This window comes from Pontibacter litorisediminis, assembly GCF_029360645.1.
In the GTDB taxonomy this organism is placed as follows: Bacteria; Bacteroidota; Bacteroidia; order Cytophagales; family Hymenobacteraceae; genus Pontibacter; species Pontibacter litorisediminis.
In genome coordinates this window covers 1390662-1409901 of sequence record NZ_JARDUA010000001.1, presented here as the reverse complement: position 1 = coordinate 1409901, position 19240 = coordinate 1390662, and the positions used below count along the sequence as shown (strand labels likewise).

General features: G+C 55.1%; 17 protein-coding genes. 7 read left to right on the top strand and 10 right to left on the bottom strand.

What is annotated here, in order from left to right; genetic code table 11:
• Positions 1-4: 4 nt before the first annotated feature.
• Positions 5-5044: a translocation/assembly module TamB domain-containing protein gene (locus PXG97_RS05930; protein WP_476744921.1), complete on the bottom strand. Its 5040-nt coding sequence runs from the start codon at positions 5042-5044 to the stop codon at positions 5-7.
• 321 nt (positions 5045-5365) lie between these two features.
• Positions 5366-6337, bottom strand: a complete 972-nt coding sequence (pfkA, locus tag PXG97_RS05925; RefSeq protein WP_276496794.1) for a 6-phosphofructokinase — start codon at positions 6335-6337, stop codon at positions 5366-5368.
• Positions 6338-6715: 378 nt separating this feature from the next.
• On the opposite strand from pfkA, the gene PXG97_RS05920 reads away from it, so the two are divergent.
• On the top strand, positions 6716-7078 hold the full coding sequence (locus PXG97_RS05920) for a TerB family tellurite resistance protein (RefSeq protein WP_276496793.1): 363 nt from the start codon (positions 6716-6718) through the stop codon (positions 7076-7078).
• 98 nt (positions 7079-7176) lie between these two features.
• Positions 7177-7491: a hypothetical protein gene (locus tag PXG97_RS05915; protein ID WP_276496792.1), complete on the top strand. Its 315-nt coding sequence runs from the start codon at positions 7177-7179 to the stop codon at positions 7489-7491.
• Between the two features lie 135 nt (positions 7492-7626).
• Here the strand turns inward: PXG97_RS05915 and PXG97_RS05910 are convergent, their stop codons facing one another.
• From PXG97_RS05910 to PXG97_RS05900, 3 genes are all read right to left on the bottom strand, one after another.
• On the bottom strand, positions 7627-8253 hold the full coding sequence (locus PXG97_RS05910) for a hypothetical protein (protein WP_276496791.1): 627 nt from the start codon (positions 8251-8253) through the stop codon (positions 7627-7629).
• 46 nt (positions 8254-8299) lie between these two features.
• The gene (locus PXG97_RS05905) at positions 8300-10057 is read right to left on the bottom strand and encodes an SLC13 family permease (RefSeq protein WP_276496790.1); all 1758 of its coding nucleotides are present in this window, start codon (positions 10055-10057) and stop codon (positions 8300-8302) included.
• Between the two features lie 238 nt (positions 10058-10295).
• Positions 10296-11489: an aspartate aminotransferase family protein gene (locus tag PXG97_RS05900; RefSeq protein ID WP_276496900.1), complete on the bottom strand. Its 1194-nt coding sequence runs from the start codon at positions 11487-11489 to the stop codon at positions 10296-10298.
• Between the two features lie 285 nt (positions 11490-11774).
• On the opposite strand from PXG97_RS05900, the gene PXG97_RS05895 reads away from it, so the two are divergent.
• Together PXG97_RS05895 and PXG97_RS05890 are read left to right on the top strand one after the other, a co-directional pair.
• Positions 11775-13307: a PAS domain-containing sensor histidine kinase gene (locus tag PXG97_RS05895; protein WP_276496789.1), complete on the top strand. Its 1533-nt coding sequence runs from the start codon at positions 11775-11777 to the stop codon at positions 13305-13307.
• A gap of 139 nt (positions 13308-13446) precedes the next feature.
• Positions 13447-13635, top strand: coding sequence for a hypothetical protein (locus PXG97_RS05890; protein ID WP_276496788.1), 189 nt, complete (start codon positions 13447-13449; stop codon positions 13633-13635).
• A 56-nt stretch (positions 13636-13691) separates the two neighbouring features.
• On the opposite strand, the gene PXG97_RS05885 is transcribed toward PXG97_RS05890, so the two are convergent.
• The gene (locus PXG97_RS05885) at positions 13692-14789 is read right to left on the bottom strand and encodes an MBL fold metallo-hydrolase (RefSeq protein WP_276496787.1); all 1098 of its coding nucleotides are present in this window, start codon (positions 14787-14789) and stop codon (positions 13692-13694) included.
• Between the two features lie 229 nt (positions 14790-15018).
• On the opposite strand from PXG97_RS05885, the gene PXG97_RS05880 reads away from it, so the two are divergent.
• The 3 genes from PXG97_RS05880 to pepE all read left to right on the top strand — a co-directional run bounded on the left by PXG97_RS05880 (position 15019) and on the right by pepE (position 16514).
• Positions 15019-15279, top strand: a complete 261-nt coding sequence (locus PXG97_RS05880) for a hypothetical protein (protein ID WP_276496786.1) — start codon at positions 15019-15021, stop codon at positions 15277-15279.
• Positions 15280-15375: 96 nt separating this feature from the next.
• Positions 15376-15636: a hypothetical protein gene (locus tag PXG97_RS05875; RefSeq protein ID WP_276496785.1), complete on the top strand. Its 261-nt coding sequence runs from the start codon at positions 15376-15378 to the stop codon at positions 15634-15636.
• A gap of 158 nt (positions 15637-15794) precedes the next feature.
• A complete protein-coding gene (gene pepE / locus PXG97_RS05870; RefSeq protein WP_276496784.1) occupies positions 15795-16514 on the top strand; it encodes a dipeptidase PepE in 720 nt (239 codons plus the stop codon).
• Positions 16515-16621: 107 nt separating this feature from the next.
• Here the strand turns inward: pepE and PXG97_RS05865 are convergent, their stop codons facing one another.
• From PXG97_RS05865 to PXG97_RS05850, 4 genes are all read right to left on the bottom strand, one after another.
• A complete protein-coding gene (locus PXG97_RS05865) occupies positions 16622-17062 on the bottom strand; it encodes a Spy/CpxP family protein refolding chaperone (protein WP_276496783.1) in 441 nt (146 codons plus the stop codon).
• 7 nt (positions 17063-17069) lie between these two features.
• Entirely contained in the window at positions 17070-17510 is a 441-nt protein-coding gene (locus PXG97_RS05860) for a hypothetical protein (protein ID WP_276496782.1), read from the bottom strand.
• Positions 17511-17550: 40 nt separating this feature from the next.
• A complete protein-coding gene (locus PXG97_RS05855; RefSeq protein WP_276496781.1) occupies positions 17551-18090 on the bottom strand; it encodes an RNA polymerase sigma factor in 540 nt (179 codons plus the stop codon).
• Positions 18091-18225: 135 nt separating this feature from the next.
• Positions 18226-19182 carry a transketolase family protein gene (locus tag PXG97_RS05850; RefSeq protein WP_276496780.1) on the bottom strand — a complete coding sequence of 319 codons (957 nt, stop codon included), beginning with the start codon at positions 19180-19182 and terminating at the stop codon, positions 18226-18228.
• Positions 19183-19240: the final 58 nt, after the last annotated feature.

The following is a 19240-nucleotide window of genomic DNA, read 5'->3' as shown; positions in this document are numbered from 1 at the left end:
AGTTTTAGTTTGTACCTTTTTCTTTAAGTTCTGCCTCTAACTCTTTCTCCTCCTGCCTTATTTTCTTTGCTGCCTCCAACCGGCGCTCCTCATCTCTTCTGCGGCGGCTCTCCAGGTCACGGAACAGGTCAGAGAAGTTGTTGTACTCGCGCACAAAGATCAGCGCCAGACCCGTGGCCCGCACATCGCCGCCCTCTATCACGCCTTCGTACTGGTTGCGCTGGAAGCCCCGCACCCGCAGCCTGCCATCCTCGGTCAGGGAGTACTCTACGGAGATGTCGCCGCCGAAGCCGCTCATGGTCTGGTTCGTCTGGCTGCCGCCCTCCAAGCCAATGTCGGTACCTACCCTTACGGTGAGCCTGTCGTTGAGGAACTGCTGGCGCATGGCCACGTTCAGGTCGGTGCGGCCCTCGGCGGAGCCGGAGGAATAGTCCTGGTAAGAGTCCACGCCAAGCTCCAGACCCAGGCCACCTGCGTAGCGGTTGGTGAGCTGGTTCAGCTGGTCTGTCATGACCTGGCCCAGGCTGTTGCGTGCTGTAGACTCAAAGCCACCGCCCCCGGAGCTGGTAAGTGGATCAGGCGCCATAAAGCGGTTCAGCACGAGCAGCGAGAACACTTGCTTGTTCAGCTCTGACTCATCCTGGCGCAGGTTTCCGAGGCTTGTTTGCACGATTCCCGGAACGCTGCCCCGCTCTTCCTCAGGCAGCCGTATGTCAAAACTGATTTCAGGCGTCAGCAGCTCGCCCCGCACAAATACCAGCACCTCGAAAGGCACCTGGTTTCTAAGCGCAGGGTCTTCATAAGAGGCAGCTTGGGTTGCCACCAGCTCTTGGGGTGCCGTTTCTACGTTGTAAATGGCGGTGATGTCCATATTGGCCTGCAGTGGATCGCCGGTCCAGTTAATGTAACTACCCTCGGCAATATCCAGCTCACGGGAGGCCAGGTCGTAGAAGTCCATGCTATACCGCCCTTCCGTAACCGTGTACCGGCCAGACATGTTAATCTCTCCGCTTGGACGCATGCCAATGAAGAGCGGGTCAGCGGAACCGCGCACCGTCAGGTTATCACCTGTTGTGGGGTCAATGATGATGGTGATCTGGGTGGCATCGGTCACGGTAAGCTGCGCTTCTACATCAGCTCCTACAAAGCCCGTTATCTCGGTGGTATCGCTCTGCTGCTCGCGCAGGATGCGGGTCATCTCGGGGTTCAGGTTCACAAATTCCACGATGCCCTCGCGCTCGGCGGCCCCTACTTGGTCGGCGGGTATCACTGTGGTGAAGTCAGAGCCATCCAGCACACGGGCATTTACCTTGATAACAGGCTGCATCATGCTGCCGGTAATGGTGGCATCCGCTCCCACATACACGGTGCCGTAGAAAAGGCTGTTGTCCTGGGCAGTGGAGTTAAGGGCCAGGAAGCGTGGGGTTGCCACATCCAGCGCAAACTCAAAGTCGGTGTAGGTCTGCGTGAGCATGCTACCGTTTACCTCTAAGTTGTTGCCCAACGAGTCGGTGATGGTAAAGTCGTCAAAACGGATTCCCTGCTCATCAAACACCAATTGCTCGTTCTGCAGCGTGAACAGGGAACCCAGCATCACGAGGTTAAACTGTGCCCGGTTGAAGTTCAGCTGCCCCCTTATGTCGGGTTGTGCCAGGGTGCCGCCAATGCGCAGGTCGCCGGTGGCCCTGCCATCCAGCTGATCTACCATACCTGCCATAAAACCTTCCAGCGAGTGCATGTTGAGCCGGTCTATACTTGCGGTCAAGTTCAGGAGCGTGGCCTCGGCCTGCGGTTGCATATAGCCATCGATCGTTACCTGGTTGTTGTTGCCGGTAAGGTTTGCGTTGATGTCGTAGCGGTTGTTGGCACCGCTTCTGGCGTTTAGGGCCAGGTCGCCAACCGGCACCCCCTCGTAGGCGAAGTCTGTAACGGTGAGGTCGGAGGTGAAGGCCAGGTTATCGCCCATGATGTTGCGGACGGTGGCGGTGCCATTGATCGTGCCGGCGATCAGGCTGTCCTCCGGCGCCTGAAAGGTGCTCATGATGTAGGCAATGTCCACGTTCTCGAACCTGGCCTCCAGCGGTGCGTTAGGCGCTACCGGTCCGGTACTGTTTAGCAGTATCGCCTGGTTGTTGTGCTGCAGCCGGATGTTGTTTGCATAGAGCAGGTTGGTATCGAACTGCAGGTAGTTATCCTGCGGCACGTCCCAATCATCCCCGTTTATCACCAGCTGGTCGGGGTTGAAGGAGAAGCGGTAGCCGCGGCCCAGGCTGTTCAGCACGCCGCCCACCACAAAACGCTCGTTCTCTTGCTGCAGGCTATCGCCGGCAACGGCAAGGCGTACGGCTAACTCGTTGTCACGGGCGGCCCCGTCCAGGCTGATGTTGTCCATGGTGAGGGAAGGGGAGAGCAGCCGCTGCAGGTTAAGCTCGTAGGCCAGTTGCTCCCTGTCGCCACGCACCGAAAGGTCTAGGTTCTGCAGCACATAATCGGTATACACAATGCGGCTGATGCGGCCATCCAGCTCCAACTGCTGGTTATCGCCGTTGTAACTGGCCGTGATAGGCGTGGCCAGTTGCAGTTGCTCCAGCCCAGGCACAAAGGAGGTGATGATACCGGTTTTCTTCAGGTCGATGGTGGCAGTGAAGTCGCCCAGGTTCAGGTTAGCAGGGTAGGGCGGGTCGGGCTGCAGGTCCACATAGTTCGAAAAGTGCTTCAGCAGGGCTGTCGGCAAAGTCGCCAGGGTGTTCTGAAACTGCATGTCCGCATCCACCACGTCAGACTGCACCGTTATTTCGGCGGCCTCACCGGTTTGCAGCAGTGCCAGTGCCAAGGTGTCTATAGGATAGGTGTTGCCATTGTATTCTACCCTGAGCGCCTGCCCCTCCAGCTCCCCGCTCAGGGTGCTGGCATCGGCCCCGGTAAAGTCGCCCTGCAGTTGCCCCCGTACGGCCAGCGGCTCCGGGTACAGGTTCAGCGAGTGCAGGTTGGCCTGGTCCAGGTCCAGGTTGAAAGTATAGGCTTGCTTTTCGGCATTACGCAGGTTAAACGTTCCGTTCAGGTCGAAGGCCAGGTTCTGGTCATTGGCTTTGGCCTGTACCGTGTAGAGGTTTTGGTCAATAGTGGCTACCAGGTCAATATCCTTATAGCTGTAGTTGCTGTAGTCGAAGAGCTGAACATCAGCCTTGACCTTAGCGCGCATGGTCTCGGGTGTGAGGCCGGTGCCACGTGCCTCAGCCACAAGGGCTACCTTACCGAGGCCCAGGCTATCGGCCATAAGCTGGCTCAGGTCGAAGCCGCCGCTGCGCACGGTGGCTGTAAAAGTCTCGTTAGCCCCCATATCCACGTTGGCCACCACGTTGCCAAAGGAGGTGCGCAGGTCAGTGTTGGCGTCGAAGTTGGTGAGTGTGCCGGTATAGTTGCCGGTCATGCTCATCTGGGACGGCAGCCGGAAATCAGGTGGAATGGTACCTGCTGGCACCAGTGCCTGCACATCGGTGCGGGTGGTGGCGAAGCGGTCTATGTCCAGGTCTAAGTATAAATTGTCCGGATCCATGGCATTGCGCACGGTGCCGCTCACATCTACCCGGGTATCGCGCAGGCCTGCCAGTTGCAGGGTCTGCACGCGCAGGTTTTCCATAGGCCCCTCCGCCCGTGCCGTTACCTTGATGTTAGCGTTGGCTATACTTCTGAAAGATGGATTTTCGGCTAAATCCGGCATAAAGTACAGGACATCCTGCATGCCAATATAGCTGTTGCGGATATCCACATCCAGGGCAATCTGCTCCGGGTTTTCGGCCATGGCCTCCAGGGAAGGATAAGACATGGCTAGCTTGTTCTGCAGATGGCTGTGGCCGGTTTTCAGATCGAGGTCCGTAAGGCTGGTGTGTGTGGAGTCGAAGATGATATCGGCCTCAAAGTTTTGCAGCGCAAAGCCGCTCTGCTCCTGCAGTGTCAGTTGGTTCAGGGTGGCCTCCGTGCGGCTCAGGCTGTAGCTAATGTCCTGCGCATCCATAAGAATGTCGGTGAACTTCAGGTGGTCGTAATCCATGCCGCTCGGTTGCCGCGGAGCATTGACGTTATCAAAGGCCACATCCAGGTCCGAGACGTCCAGGTCGCCCAGGGTTACCACCCAGTTTACCGGCTGCCCCTGCGCCTGCTCCACCGACTCGTCCAGCTCCTTCACTGTGCGCTCCGGGTTCACGGCCAGCGAGTCGGCAGGTTTATACTTTTCCTGCACATACTTCAGGTCTGTGTTGCGCAGGGCAAAGCTTTTCAGCTCCACACGGGCATTCTGCAGGTCTATGTTGTCTGATACCACTTCGGACTCTCCAAGCGCCAGCTCGATGCGCTGCTCTGCCGGGCGGCTTAGGTAGCTGAGGCGAATGTTCTCCAAGGCCAAGCGGTTCAGGCCGAAGTCCATCTCCAGCGGTTCGTAGGCGGAGGTGTCGGGAGGGGGAAGCTTGGTTTGCTCATAGGCCACCCAGGTGTTGGCCAGCCGCACCTCATCCACCAGGTACCGCTGCTCCTCCAGGTTCAGCTCATCCATGGTGGTGGTGAGCTCGCCCACGCGGGTACGGATGTAATTGCCGCCGGCGTCATCCCGGAACACCACATACACGTTATCCAGGTTCACGGTGCCCAAGGTAATCTGCATGGCCGAGGCGCTGGTGTCGGCAGGCTGGGCGGTGGTGGTGTCGGTGGCGAAGGCCTCCGTGATAAAATCGAAGTTGGTGGTGCTGTCTTCGCGGATGTGCAGTTTCAGAGTGGCGTTGTCAAGGTCTACCTTGCTGATGTTCACCTCGCCCTTCAGCAGCGAAAGAATGGCCATGTCGACGCCCAGCCGCTCAGAGTACCACAGCGTGTCCTGCTGCTGGTCCTCCAGGTAAACGTCCTTCAGTACCAGCGCATTGCGCCAATCGGTGGTAAAGCCTCCGATGCTCACCTCGGTGCCAAAGGTTTTCTGCAGGTAGTTCTCCCCCTGCCGGGCCAGGTAGTTCTGCACCCCCTGAAACTGCAGGGCAATAACAATGAGAAGGAGCAAGCCTACAATGATGGCAAGCGGCCAGAGAATGACCTTCAGGGCGACTTTAGCTATATGTTTGGCAGATGCGATGTGTCTCTCTTTTTAAGTTTGTGTTCTGCTTTTACGGAAAAACATGCTGCGGGATAGGGTTTTTGGTATGTATGCTGTCTTTTTCTTTGAACAGAACAGGCTAAAAGGCTTTTTTGCAGGAGATGGGAAGACGTATGCAGTTGCATTATCCGAAGGAGAGGGAAGAGTAGGGGGCAGCCGAAGGCACAAAAAAATACCCCGGGCAGCGCTTTAGGCCTGCCCGGGGTATTTGCACGTAGGCTTTTGTGCCTACACGGAAAGTACGTTCACCATTTTAAGGTAGTGCGGGTTGATGAGCTTGTCTTTGGTTATCGTCTCGATGAACGGCGTGTATACCAGCTCACCGTTGATGATACCGGCCATCTCACACTTGCGCCCTTCTAGCAGACCCTCCACGCAGGCGATGCCCAACTGGCTGGCCAGCATACGGTCGGCGGCGGTGGGAGCACCCCCACGCTGCACGTGGCCAAGTATGGTTACGCGGGCATCCATGTGCGGCAGCTCCTCCTGCACCCTTTGCGCTACCACGTTCGCGTTACCGGCTTCATCGCCTTCTGCCACGATAACGATAAACGATGTTTTGGAGCGGTTCCAGCCTGTTCGTAGGGTATCCACCACCTGCTCTATACTTGTCTCGGCTTCCGGAATCATCACGATCTCGGCCCCGCCGCCTATGGCACAAGGAATGGCAATGTAGCCGGAGTCACGGCCCATCACCTCAATAAAGAACACGCGGTCGTGGCTGTCGGCCGTGTCCCGGATTTTATCGATCGCGTCGAGGGCGGTGTTCACGGCGGTGTCGTAGCCGATAGTATAATCGGTGCCGTACAGGTCGTTGTCGATGGTGCCGGGCGCGCCAACGGTTGGAATGCCAAACTCCTCATAAAAGATGTTGGCGCCGGTAAAGGTGCCGTCCCCGCCGATGCACACAAGCCCTTCGATGCCGTGCTTCATCAGCTGGTCGTAGGCCTGCTTGCGGCCCTCCGGCGTCAGGAACTCCTTGCTGCGCGCAGAGCGCAGCAGGGTGCCGCCTTTCTGGATGATGTTGCTTACCGAGTGGGAGTCCATCTTGTAGATCTCACCCTTGATCATGCCTTTGAAGCCCCGGTGGATGCCGTATATCTCTACCCCATGATAAACGGCCGCCCTCACAATTGCCCTGATACATGCGTTCATGCCTGGCGCGTCGCCGCCCGAAGTAAAAACTCCTATTCTCTTCATGGTGTTGTTGTGTCTGTTAGTTGTGGTACTGATATTCAAATCTCCGAAATCGAAAATTAACAATAGGTTAATTTATGCGAGACACCCATCCTGCTCGTTACGAATAGGAGGCCTGCGTAAAAACTGCCAATATAATCAGACTTTTAAATAGAGAAAAGCGTATGTTATATCGGCACACGGTTCGCTTGCCGTGTGGCGATGCCTGCAGGCATGATATTTAAGTAGCAGGTCGGTCCCGGACTTTTGGCACTTGGGGCCGTGTCAGCATAAATTGGAGCCCAATTAAAGTAATTTAACCTACAGAGGCAACGTATGTTCGGTTTTTTTGAGAGCGAAGAAACAAAAAGATTAAAAAGCCACATTGCAAACCTTGGGGCATTGGCAAAAGTAGATGGCCACTTGGATCCTACGGAGATGAAATTCATCATCGCCATTGGGCAGCGGCATGGCATAAAGCCTGACGAAGTGCGCCACCTGCTCACGGAGGTGGAGCGGAAGGCGCCCCCCTTGCCTACCAACGACTCCGAGCGCTTCGACCAGATCTACGACCTGGTGGAGATGATGCTAGCCGACGGCATCGTGGACGAGAGCGAGATGGACTTCTGTATCAACATGGCGGCAAAACTGGGCTTTAAGAAATCCATTGTGGGGGTACTGGTGCGTAAGATCACGATGGGGGTAAAGGACGGCCTTACCCGCGAAAACATTAAGCGCGACACCCAAGCCTTCTTAAATTACTGATAAAGTCATATTTATACTTTATACTGTAGGCGGTATTGACCTGCCCTGGGCACGTATACAAGAAGTATAAGTATAACCCTAAAGTGCTTTTAAGCCGAATGAGGCAAAACCCGTATTCTTTCCTATTTCTGATCTTATCCTTGTACGGCAGCCTGCTAATGGCCGTGGCGGCCTTCTACCTGTCTGGCAATTACGACCCGCTGGTGTTCCTGCTGCGGTTCAGTACGTTTTGGTTCTGCAGCTTTCTACTGGCTATGCTGGTGTTCCTGTACTATACCCGTCAGCAGATCTACTCCCTGTCTAAGGTGGACCGGAGGCTGGTGATGCGATTAAGTACCTATGTCGTGAGCGGGGGTGTGGTGCTGGCTGTTGCAGTGGCCTACACGCTTTTCCATTTCAGATCCATCTGGTAAAAAGAAGGGCATTGTGTCCCGGGCTTTAAAGCGAACGGTATAAAGTAAGACTAGCAGGTATACCTTTCAGGTGCTTGATGTGCCGCGTCTTCGCCAAACAGGCAGCCGCACCGCGAAGTAAAAGGAAGTTCTAGCCTAATGTTCCTCCCCCAACGCAATACGCTCAAAGCGGCCATCCTGGTACATAAACATCGTGGTCTCCTTGCCAACGCCCACGGCTATGGCATCGTGCGGGAGTTCTAACTTGTTCGCGTTGTTAGGGTTCTCCACTTCCTCGCCCTGGCGTATGCGGTAAAGGTAGTATAGGCTTTTAAGCTTGCCCCGCTCGTTAAACATGATGTCCTGCATCAACTCGTACAACTGATAGTTCCCATCCTGTTGCTGGACGGCAGCCACCATCATAACCTTATCTCCCTTCTGCAGCTGCAGCGCTATGTCCTGTAAGTTGTCGCCTGTAAAATCCCCGCGCGTAATGGCAGGGCTTTCGGTATGTTCTACCGCTTGCTGTACGGCATCGGCCATCAGCTCGGGGTACTGCCACTGCGGGTACTTATCGGCCAGTTGCTGCAACAAGGCGGGTGGCAGCGGAAAAGTGGGGGATATGTTATTCTCATCTGTCTTCACGGCGTCCTTTGCCGTGTTGGCAATCGAATCGAGTGCCTCTTGAGGAGGAGCCACCTGCACGTGCTCGTCTTGCACCTCCTCGTTTTCGGGGGAGCAGGCAAGCAGGCAGAGGATAAGCAAGTATAAAGTGTGTCTCATCGTGGTTCGTTCTTTAGTTTACTGTACTGGCTTTGCCGGCAGGCAGTTACAGTGGCCAGAACAACGGTGTCATGAACAGGATTACGAGGATGAGCAGCAGCGTAAGCGGTGACCCCACCTTGATGAAGTCCATGAAACGGTATTTGCCGGGGCTGTAGACAAGGACACAGGCAGGCTCGAACGGGGTTACCAGCGACACAGAGGCAGACAGCATGATGGCAATGGCAAACGCCCTGGGGTCTGAGCCCAGGGCCTCGGCTGTTCTTAAGGCCACCGGCACTACCACAAGGGCCGCAGCCGCGTTAGACATGGGTTGGGTAAGCAACACGGTTAGCAGCACGAAGCCTGCCAGCACCGCCATTTTACCCCAAGGGCCTAACAGCTCTACAATGCCATCGGCCAGAAACCCGGCTGCACCAGAATTTTCCATGGCTGTGCCAAAGGCCGTCATGCCGCCTATCAGTATAAGCAACTTAAAGTCTATGGCGGCATAGGCCTTTTCGGAGCTGATGCAGCGGAAAAGGATGGTGCAGATGGCGGCAAACAGAAAGGCAATGGAAAGGGGCAGCACCTGCAGTGTGCCAAGCAGTATGGCCACCAGAAAGCAGGAAATCGCAATAATGCCCTTGCGCTTCTTAAAGAGCAAGGGCTCAAACTCGCCGAGCAGCGCCATGTTACTCGAGTTCCGGAGCTGCTCGAGCCGCTCAGGGGACCCCTGCACCAGCAGCAGGTCCCCGAGCTGCAACTGTGTGCGGCCGATCTTGGTGCGCACCGTTTCGCCGTGGCGCGAGATGGCCAGCACCACCAGCCCGTAGCGCTGCAGGAAGTTAATCTCCTTCACCGTGCGACCGATCAGGTTGGACTGCCGCACCACCAGCAGTTCGGCCAGCCGGATGTTGTCCGTCACCAGGTCTTTTTCCAGGATGACGTCGGCCATGATGTCGATGCCTTTGGTTTCCTTCACCTTTATCAGGTTATCCAGGTCTCCTTCTACCAGCAGCACGTCGCCTTCCTCTATGCGGGTGCGGAAGTCCGGTAAAAAGTTATCCTTGCCACGGATGATGTTGAGAATTCGGAAGTTAAGCGAGGTAAGGTCGGAGGCAAACACCAGTTGCCCCACCAGCGGCGACCCCGGCCGCACCACGATCTCCGTCAGGTATCTCTGCAGCTTGTACTCCTCGGTCAGTTGCTGGTCTTCGTAGTTGGGCAGCATGCGTTGGCCTATGGTAAGCATGTAGATTATCCCTATGATGAAGATCGCAATGCCGATCCCTGTAATCTCGAAGAGGCCGATGGGGGGGAGCCCTGCCTTGGCGATGTAGCCGCTCACAGCCACGTTGGTAGAAGTGCCGATAAGGGTGCAGGTGCCGCCCAGAATAGCGGCAAAAGCCAGCGGCATCAACAGCTTGGAGGCACTGGTCTGTATGCGCCTGGAGAGGCCCACCAGCGGTGTTACGAACATGGCTGTCACGGTGGTGTTGTTCATGAAGGCGGATACAAACCCTGTTACCACCATTACGATGAGCAGCATCAGACTGGTGCTCTGTTGCGCCAGCCGCGCCAGCCGCACCACGGCAAAATCAAGTATGCCCGTCTCCTGCAGGGCGGCACTGAGGATGAAGATAGAGGCAATGATAATGATAAAGTCGCTGCTAAAGCCCGCAAAGGCCTCTTCGGCCGTGATAATGCGGGTGCTCGCTAATATGATGAGCATGAGCAGCGTCACGATCTCGATCGAGAACTTCTCAGTGGCGAAAAGCACCACTGCAATCACCAGCAGTGTCAGCACAAGGGCTATTTCCATAAAGGTCTGATTGATGTGCCTATACCTCAGGAGCAAAGCATAGCCCCGGTTTTTACGTGCAATCTGGGCTGCGGTTGCTGTTGTAGCGGATGGTATTTTGGAGAGCAAGCGGCGCTTTTGCCGGCAAACTGCTTTACATACAAGAAGGTGGACTGGCCGCAAAATAAAAAGGAGACGCAGTAGGGCTGCGTCTCCTGTATACTACAAAGTACGAACTGATAAAGTATGAACTGTGTGGCTAGTGGCCTGCTGGCGCCTCGTCTATGGATTTGAGGATCACGGCGCAAGCCTCACGGATCTCCTCCTCTGAGATAACCAACGGCGGTGCAATACGCATGGAGTTGTCGCAGAACAGGAACCAATCGGTAAGCACCCCATTCAGGATGGCGCGGTCAATCACGGCCTTCAGCACCTCAAAACTTTCGAACTCGGCGGCCATCATCAGGCCGCAGTTTCGTATCTCCTTGATGCGCGGGTGCACGAGCAGCTCTTTGAACAATGCTGCTTTCTGCGCTACACCTTCCAGCAGGTTTTCGTCTAGTATGGTTTGCAGGGTGGCCAGCGAGGCGGCGCAACTGACAGGGTGGCCGCCAAACGTGGTGCAGTGGCCAAGGATAGGATCCGTTTTGAAGGCACCCATCACTTCCTGAGGGGCGATAAAGGCCCCGATCGGCATGCCGCCGCCCATGCCTTTGGCGCATAGAAGTATATCTGGCTCAATGCCAAACTGCTCGAATGCCCAGAAGGTGCCGGTGCGGCCAAACCCGCACTGTATCTCGTCCAGTATCAGCAGGGCCCCCACATCGGTGCAGCGCTGGCGCAGGAGCTGCAGGTAACTGTCTTTTGCCACGCGCACGCCTGCCTCACCCTGTACCGTCTCCACAATAACGGCGGCGGTGCGGCTCGTGATGTCCTGCAGGTCGGGCAGGTGGTTGTAGCTTATGTGCCGCACGTCGGGAAGCAGCGGGCGGAAAGCATTCTTAAAGCCCTCACTGCCGTTTACCGACAAAGCCCCTTGGGTGGAGCCGTGGTAGGCGTTGCGGCAGGAAATAAGCTCGGTGCGCCCCGTGTACCGCTTGGCCAGTTTCAGGGCGCCCTCCACAGCCTCTGTTCCGGAGTTCAGGAAATACACGTTATTCAGCCGGTCCGGGAGGGTGGCCGTGATGGCCTGCGCCAACAGTGCCTGCGGCGCCTGTACGAACTCGCCGTATACCATCAGGTGCAGGTACTTATCCAGCTGCTCCTGTATGGCCTTCAGCACGCGCGGGTGCCGATGGCCCACGTTGCTTACGCCTATGCCCGAGATCAGGTCGAGGTAGCGCTCCCCTTGCGTGCCATACATGTAGACGCCCTCTGCCTTCTCCACCTCAATCATCAGGGGGAAGTCTGATGTCTGCGCCACGTTCTGCAGAAATAATTGCCTCATCGAAATCATGTGGCAAAGGTACGGAAATAACTACAGAAGATAGGGCGATAGGCAGCGGCAGAAGATCAGCCCCTGCATGAACCAGCGATAAGACTCTATACAGAGGCTACTGTTGTTGTGCTTCGAAGGGATTAAATTGAGATTAAAATTGCACATAAAGAAGTTTTTTGCCGGTTAACTTCTTTATGCTTTTTATATTACAACAATGCTGGGTAGTTTTAGTATTACCACTGTTTGGTAGAACTGTTCATCACATACTCTTTACCGGACCAGAGCCGGTAAACTTCTCAAATGGGTACGGAAAATTATATCTTACAAGACTCTTCTGAGCTGCTGTCAGAAAATAAAGATCTATACAGGCTGCTCGTACAGGGGGTGCATGATTACGCTATATTTTTATTAAGCCCCACAGGATACATCCAAACCTGGAACGCCGGTGCCGAGAAAATTAAAGGGTATAAGCCCGAAGAAATAATCGGCAAGCATTTCTCCACCTTCTACCCGGATGAGGCCAATAATATAGGACACCCGGAGATGGAACTCAAGCACGCCACCGAGCACGGCCGCTTTGAGGAGGAGGGGTGGCGCTTAAAAAAGGACGGCTCCAGGTTTTGGGCCAATGTGGTGATCACGGCTATCCGCAGCAACGTGGACAAGCATTTGATAGGCTTCTCCAAGATCACCCGCGACCTGACTGACCGGAAGATGCTGGAGAGCAAGCTTTCCAAGACTATGGAGGAGCTACGCGAAAGCGAGGAGCGGGCCAGGCTGATGACGGAAGGAGTGAGAGACTACGCCATCTTCATGCTGACGCCGGAGGGTAGGGTGGCCTCCTGGAACCATGGCGCTGAAAAGATAAAGGGGTACAAGGCAGAAGAGATCATAGGGCAGCATTTCTCTGTTTTCTACCCTGAAGAGGCCAGGCAAAGAAACTATACCGACTACGAGATAAGCAGGGCCATACAGGATGGGCGTTTCGAGGACGAAGGCTGGCGTGTACGCAAGGACGGCAGCACCTTCTGGGCCAACGTGCTTATCACCCCTGTCTATAACGCAGAGAAAAAGCTGATCGGTTTTACCAAGATTACGCGCGACGTCTCAGAGAAAAGAAAGAACGAGGAGCTGATGCGCAAAAACAAGGAGCTCCACAGGATTAACACCGATCTGGACAACTTTGTGTATACGGCTTCCCACGACCTGAAGGCCCCGATCTCCAACCTGGAGGGCTTAATCGCCCTGCTTAAGGCGGACCTAGGCCCGGATGCGGAAAAGCACCAGGAGGTGATGGCCAGGATAGAAAGTTCCGTTAGCCGCCTGAACAGCATAATATTGGACCTGACCGATATCTCCAGGATACAGTATGAGGAGCAACTGCTGGAGGATGTGTCGCTGGAGGGCTTGGTGGCGGAGGTGGAAGGCAGCCTGGAGAGTCTGATCTACTCTTGCAATGCCGTGATCGAGAAAGATTTCACGGGGTTCAGCCATCTGCACTACTCCAGAAAGAACCTTCGCAGTATACTTTTCAACCTCATTTCCAACGCTGTGAAGTATGCATCGCCGGATCGCCGCCCCGTCATCAGAATCAGCACTGAGCGGCAGGGAGAGCAGCATGTGTTATCAGTGTCTGACAACGGCTTGGGGATAGATAAGAAGCACAGGCAGAAGATTTTCTCGATGTTCAGGCGTTTGCACACGCATGTAGAGGGTACCGGCCTTGGGCTATACCTTGTGAAGCGCATCCTGGAGAATTCAGAAGACAGGATTGAGGTGGAAAGCGAAGTAGGGAAAGGCTCCACGTTTAGGCTGTACTTCCACCAGGGCTAAGCAGCCTTTGTGTCTGTGGCAGCTCAGTGTGCCGCCGGCTGAGGCAAAGCTTTAATCATTCTGTGGGAATATCCGTACAAAAGGCTGAGCTGGAGGATACAGAACAGATGTATCACTATAACAAAAAGGAGAACGTACCATGGCAAGAGGAGATAAATCAGCCTATACAGATAAGCAAAAACGCAAAGCCGAGCATATAGAGGAGGGCTACGAGAAACGCGGTGTGAGCCACAAAGAGGCTGAGAAGCGGGCCTGGGCCACTGTAAACAAGCAGGATGGCGGCGGCAATAAGAGTGGATCGGGAAGAAAAAACCATCCAAGCAGCTAAGCGAATCATAATCAATGAAAAGGGCCAGGAAGCAATTTCCTGGCCCTTTTCATTGATTACGGGTAGTTGTTAGTGTGCTCTGTCGGATCGTCATGTTGAGGGTCTACGGCCGTGGGGGTGTCGCGCAGCACGCGGTTATGTGAGTAAGGGCGCTGCCCAAAGCCACGGCGCGACTTTTTGTTGTAGTTCGGGCCCTTCTTATGGTTGCTGCGCTTGTTCCAGGCGGCTAAGGCCACGCCCGCCAGTGCCACTGCGCCAGCCACTGCCAATACCTTCGGTACCGGGTTGCTCACCGGCGGCGGTACCGACACCACCCCGTACTCATCCACCACCGCTGGCTCATGCACGTAGCGGCCATGCCGCGGTACGGCCACCAGCCAGAAATCATGCACCAGGCGCTCCAACTGCTGGCGCAGTTCCTCTCCTTGCATAGGCATACCATGGCCCGTGGCGGCAATTTCCGGCTTCAGGTCATTTAACGCCTCCACAGAGTGGTGAGCCGAACCCCAGTCGGGCGTGAAATAGGCCGGTGGGCCATGCACCTCGCGCTTTTGGGTCATCACCGCTATGGCCGACTCACCATGGCGCGTCACGAAGGCGTCGCCTGCAATTAACACACGGTCCTCATCCCGGAACAGGGAGACATGCCCTGGCGTGTGTCCCGGTGTGTGTATCCAACGCCATCCCTCCAGCCCCGGCACACTGCCATCTCTGGGGAGCAACTCTATGTGGTTCTTAATGTTGATCGGTTTCTTAGGATAGGCGAAAGACATGTAAGACATCGCCCCGCCGCCTACGCTTGGGTCGGGTGGCGGGTAGCTGCTCTGGCCAGTAAGGTACGGGAGCTCCATCGGATGGGCATAAACAGGTATGTCCCAATGCTCCGCCAGTTCCTTTACCGCCCCCACATGGTCGAAGTGGCCGTGGGTAAGCACAATAGCGCTTGGCCTGCTGTCGGGGCCGAATATCTCTGCGGCGGCCTCCCTTATTTTGGATGCCGAGCCGGGCACACCCGTATCTACCAGCACCCACGAGCCATCGGGGTTGGCCGCAAAGTATAAGTTAACAAAGATGGTCTTAAGCCCCCACACCCGCGGGGCAGCGGTAAAGGTGTGTCGTCTTCCGGTTTTGTTCCCTGCTGCTGTTGTTTCCATAGGCGTACGTGTTTTGAGTAAGAACCTGAATCTGTACTTACGGAACATCCGCCTGTAAAGCTGCCAAAAATGGCAGGCCCTACTAGTTTTTAGATAACTTTGCGGCCTGATGGCTGTTTAGGCAAGTGGAGGCACACTTTTTGTGCCCAATACCTGACAAGCCGGAAAATATGGCCCGGCGTTTCCTGGTTTTCAGGAATTTTTTATATTAGAGGAAAGTTTACAATACATGGTTAATTTATTCGTACCCCCGAGCTATATGGCCGTTTACGCGAAGTGCGTGGATGCGTCGTTTCCAGCCTTCGAGCCGGATGAGTGGATTCAGGAAGGAAAGGTGTACCCGGTAAAGCATTTCACGGAGCCCCTAAACCAAGGCGAAGGCTTTGCGGTTACCATCATGGATGAGGATGGGGTAGAGATACACCCGTCGCCGTCGCACTGGAGCTTTGCCTCCACCCGCTTCGAGCTGTATACCCTGCACCTGAACTAGACCAAAATCCGAAAATCTACGTTAAACAATAAAGGCTGCCATGTGCAGCCTTTTTTATAACCTTATTGTTGGATAGTGTAGCAGAGACGTTTACCCATGAGTGCCGAAGAATTTAACCAGTTGCCGCCCCACCTGCAGGCAACGCTGGCCTTAGACCAGGGCCACTACATTCACCACCGCATCAAGGGCTGGTGTAAAATAGACCTGTACTGGCTTCATGACTTTTATGTGGAGCTTTGGTTTCTCTATGACCTGAAGAGCATCGGCCTCGTGCGCGCCCTCACCAGTAACCGGCAGCTGGAGCCCTACCTCGAAACCATCAAGCTGAAGCTGAAAACCCAGAAGAAGGATAGATGAATCCGGAGATCTAGAGAGGAGGAAATGTGCAAATGCGTGAAGTATGGCACAATTGTAAGCCCTGTACTATACTCCCTGATAGGTGATCCCCTTCTCGCCAAACCTCCCTATTTCTAAGTCCCCTCGTCTCCATACTTTCAAATTCCCTATCTTTGGGTATGAGCAGAAACTTACTTTTAATCAGCACCTCTACCACGCATGGCACCGGTTACCTGGAGCATGCCGAACAGGAGGTAAAGGCCCTGCTGGAGGGCAAAAAGAGCATCTTGTTTATACCGTACGCCCGCCCGGGCGGCATCTCGCATAAAGACTATACGGCCAAAGCGCACCAGGCCTTCGAAGAGTGGGGCATCAGCGTGAATGGGGTGCATGCCTTCGATGACCCGGTAAAGGCCGTGAAAGAGGCAGAGGCTGTGTTTATCGGCGGGGGAAACACCTTTGTGCTGCTACGCCAGCTGTACCAGAACAAATTAGTGGAGCCGCTGCGCGAACGGGTGCAGCAGGGGATGCCCTACATGGGCACGAGCGCCGGTACTAATGTAGCCGGCAGAACCATTGGCACCACCAACGACATGCCGATCGTGCATGTAAAGACCTTTGATGCACTTCAGCTAGTGCCCTTCAACATAAACCCGCATTTCCTTGACCCGGACCCAAACTCCACGCACATGGGCGAGACGCGCGACACACGCATTGCCGAGTTTCACCACCACAACCGCCAGCCGGTGATAGGCTTGCGCGAGGGCAGCATGCTGCGCGTACAGGGCGATACTATCAAACTACTGGGCCCGCACCCGGCACGCGTTTTCCTGCAGTCCGAGAAGCCTATGGAGTTTAAGCCATCCGAAGACCTGAACTTTCTGCTGGATGTTTACTAAAGTATAAAGCCCGGCGCCAAGCCTCTGGCTCCGGGCTTTGTACTTGCAGGAATAGAAAAAGGCGCTCCTAACGGTAGCGCCCCTTCCACTCTCAACTTTAGCCAATTTTAATTGCTCGCCCTTTTATCGTCCAGGCGTTTCAGGAGCATCTTGGTGAAGTCCCGCTCACCGCGATAGAGCTTAATGAGTTGTTTGTTGGAGATGATCTTCAGGTATTTGCCGGCATATTCCTTCTCCAGTTCCAATTCTTTCTCTTTGGTAACAAACATGTTGTCGATGCGGGCTTTTGCCTCCTGCTCACTCAGGGCATCCACGTCCTGGCGATAGCCGCTCCGGTAGCCTCTGATCAGGGTGCGGCGCTTGCTCTCGTACTCGTTGTACAGCGGCCAGAACTTTTGCGACTGCTCTGCCGTGAGCTCCATCTTATCTGTTAAGAAAGCTACTTTGGCGGCCTCTACGTTTTCGGAACGGTTATCTTGGGCCGTGGCGGCAGTGCCGCCAAGCAGCAGGGCAAAGCTAAATACTAGTAAAAAGGTAATACGCTTCATGGGTGATTTAGTAATCAATGTCATTTAGGTTGTAGTACTCCAACTCCGCTTCGGCGGCGGTGGGGCTTACGTTCAGAACCTCTGCCGGCAGTTCCTGCTCACGCAGCGTGTTCAGCTCGGCAAAGTCTGTGGTCTCAATGGTGGCGTAGGTGCTCAGGTAGTTCACAATCTCCGCATCTGACACTGCGGTTAGGTTCATGATCTGGCTTTCCTGCGCATCCGGCACGCTGTTGTAATACACGCCTACAAACACCAGCAAGAGCAGCACCAGCGGTGCCAGCGCCAGGCGCAGCGGTTGCCACAGCTTTGGTAGCGGCAGCCAGGCTGCCTGCTCTTGTGCGGCAGTACGCTCCATTACGCGCATCGGCAGGCGATCGAAATAGCCATCCGGCGCCTGGTACGGGTTACGCTTTGGTATGTCGCTGAGCTTAAATTCTTTCTTCATCATGGTCAACTCTATCTGTTAGATAAGGCCTGCTCCCTATAGTTTAATCCAGCTTTATAAATTCTTCAATTTTTTTCACCGCAATGTGGTAAGATGCCTTCAGGGCGCCCACGGAGGTACCCAGGATCTCCGACATCTCCTCATACTTCATTTCATCGAAGTACTTCATGTTGAAGACGAGGCGTTGCTTCTCGGGCAGGCGCAGGATAGCCTTCTGCAGCTTCTTTTGCACCTCATCGCCAGCCAATTCAGGGCTTGATTCCACCTTCTCCATCAGTTCGGCGGTCACATCGTTTAGGGGCAGGAAGAACTTCCTTTTTTTGCTGGACAGGAAGGAGAGGCACTCGTTGGTGGCAATACGGTAAATCCAGGTATAAAGCTGTGCGTCCTGGCGGAAGTTATCCAGGTTCTTCCACACTTTCAGAAACACGTCCTGCGTCAGGTCATCGGCGTCGTCGTGGTCTATCACCATCTTGCGGATATGCCAGTAGACCTTCTCCTGGTACTTGCGCACCAGCTGGTTAAAAGCCATGTTGCGGCTCTCAGGCTGGGCGAATTTCTCAAGTAGCTCTTTGTCTTCCAACGGAATGTATCGGTAAACAGGATCGGCGGGCTCAGGAGGGCGAAAGCTTCCTGAGGAAACAGCAAGTATACAAAAAAGAGAGGGAGATACCGCTGTACCTCCCTCCCTAATTTATCTGCGAAGGTATAAAAACACCTACTGCTTTCTGCTGATGGCGCGCTCTGCGGCCGCCACAATGTCATTCTCAGTCAGGCCATACTTCTCCATCAGTTCCTCCGGGGTACCCGACTCACCAAAGGTATCGTTCACGGCCACGTACTCCTGTGGCAACGGTTTGCCCGTGACCAACACCTGCGCAATGCTGTCGCCCAAGCCACCGATGCGGTTGTGCTCCTCGGCCGTTACCACGCAGCCTGTTTTGGCCACCGATTTCAGCACCGCTTCCGCATCGAGCGGTTTGATGGTGTGGATGTTGATAATCTCGGCAGAGATACCTTTGTCTGCCAGGAGCTTCCCGGCAAGTATGGCTTTCCAAACCAAGTGTCCGGTGGCGAAGATACTGACATCAGTGCCTTCGTTCAGCATCACAGCCTTGCCAATCTCAAACTTCTGGTCGGCAGGGGTGAAGATAGGCACCACCGGGCGGCCAAAGCGCAGGTACACCGGCCCGTCGTGCTCGGCAATGGCCAGGGTGGCAGCTTTGGTCTGGTTATAGTCGCATGGGTTGATCACCGTCATGCCGGGTAGCATTTTCATCATGCCGATATCTTCCAGGATCTGGTGCGTGGCGCCGTCTTCGCCGAGGGTAAGGCCCGCGTGCGAGGCGCAGATCTTCACGTTTTTACCTGAGTAGGCTACAGACTGGCGGATCTGGTCGTACACGCGGCCGGTGGCGAAGTTGGCGAACGTGCCTGCAAACGGGATTTTCCCGCCAATGGTCATGCCTGCTGCCAGGCCGATCATGTTGGCCTCGGCGATGCCCACCTGGAAGAAACGCTCCGGAAACTCTTTCTGGAAGGCGCCCATTTTAAGGGAGCCGATGAGGTCGGCGCACAGGCCCACAACATTAGGGTTCTGGCGGCCAAGTTCCAGCAGGCCATCACCGAAACCGGAACGGGTGTCTTTTTTCTCTGTATACGAATACTCTTTCATCTGCATGTTTTTTCTGCTTAGAGGAGGGGCTGCTGTTCCAAAGTCGCAGGCCGCACGC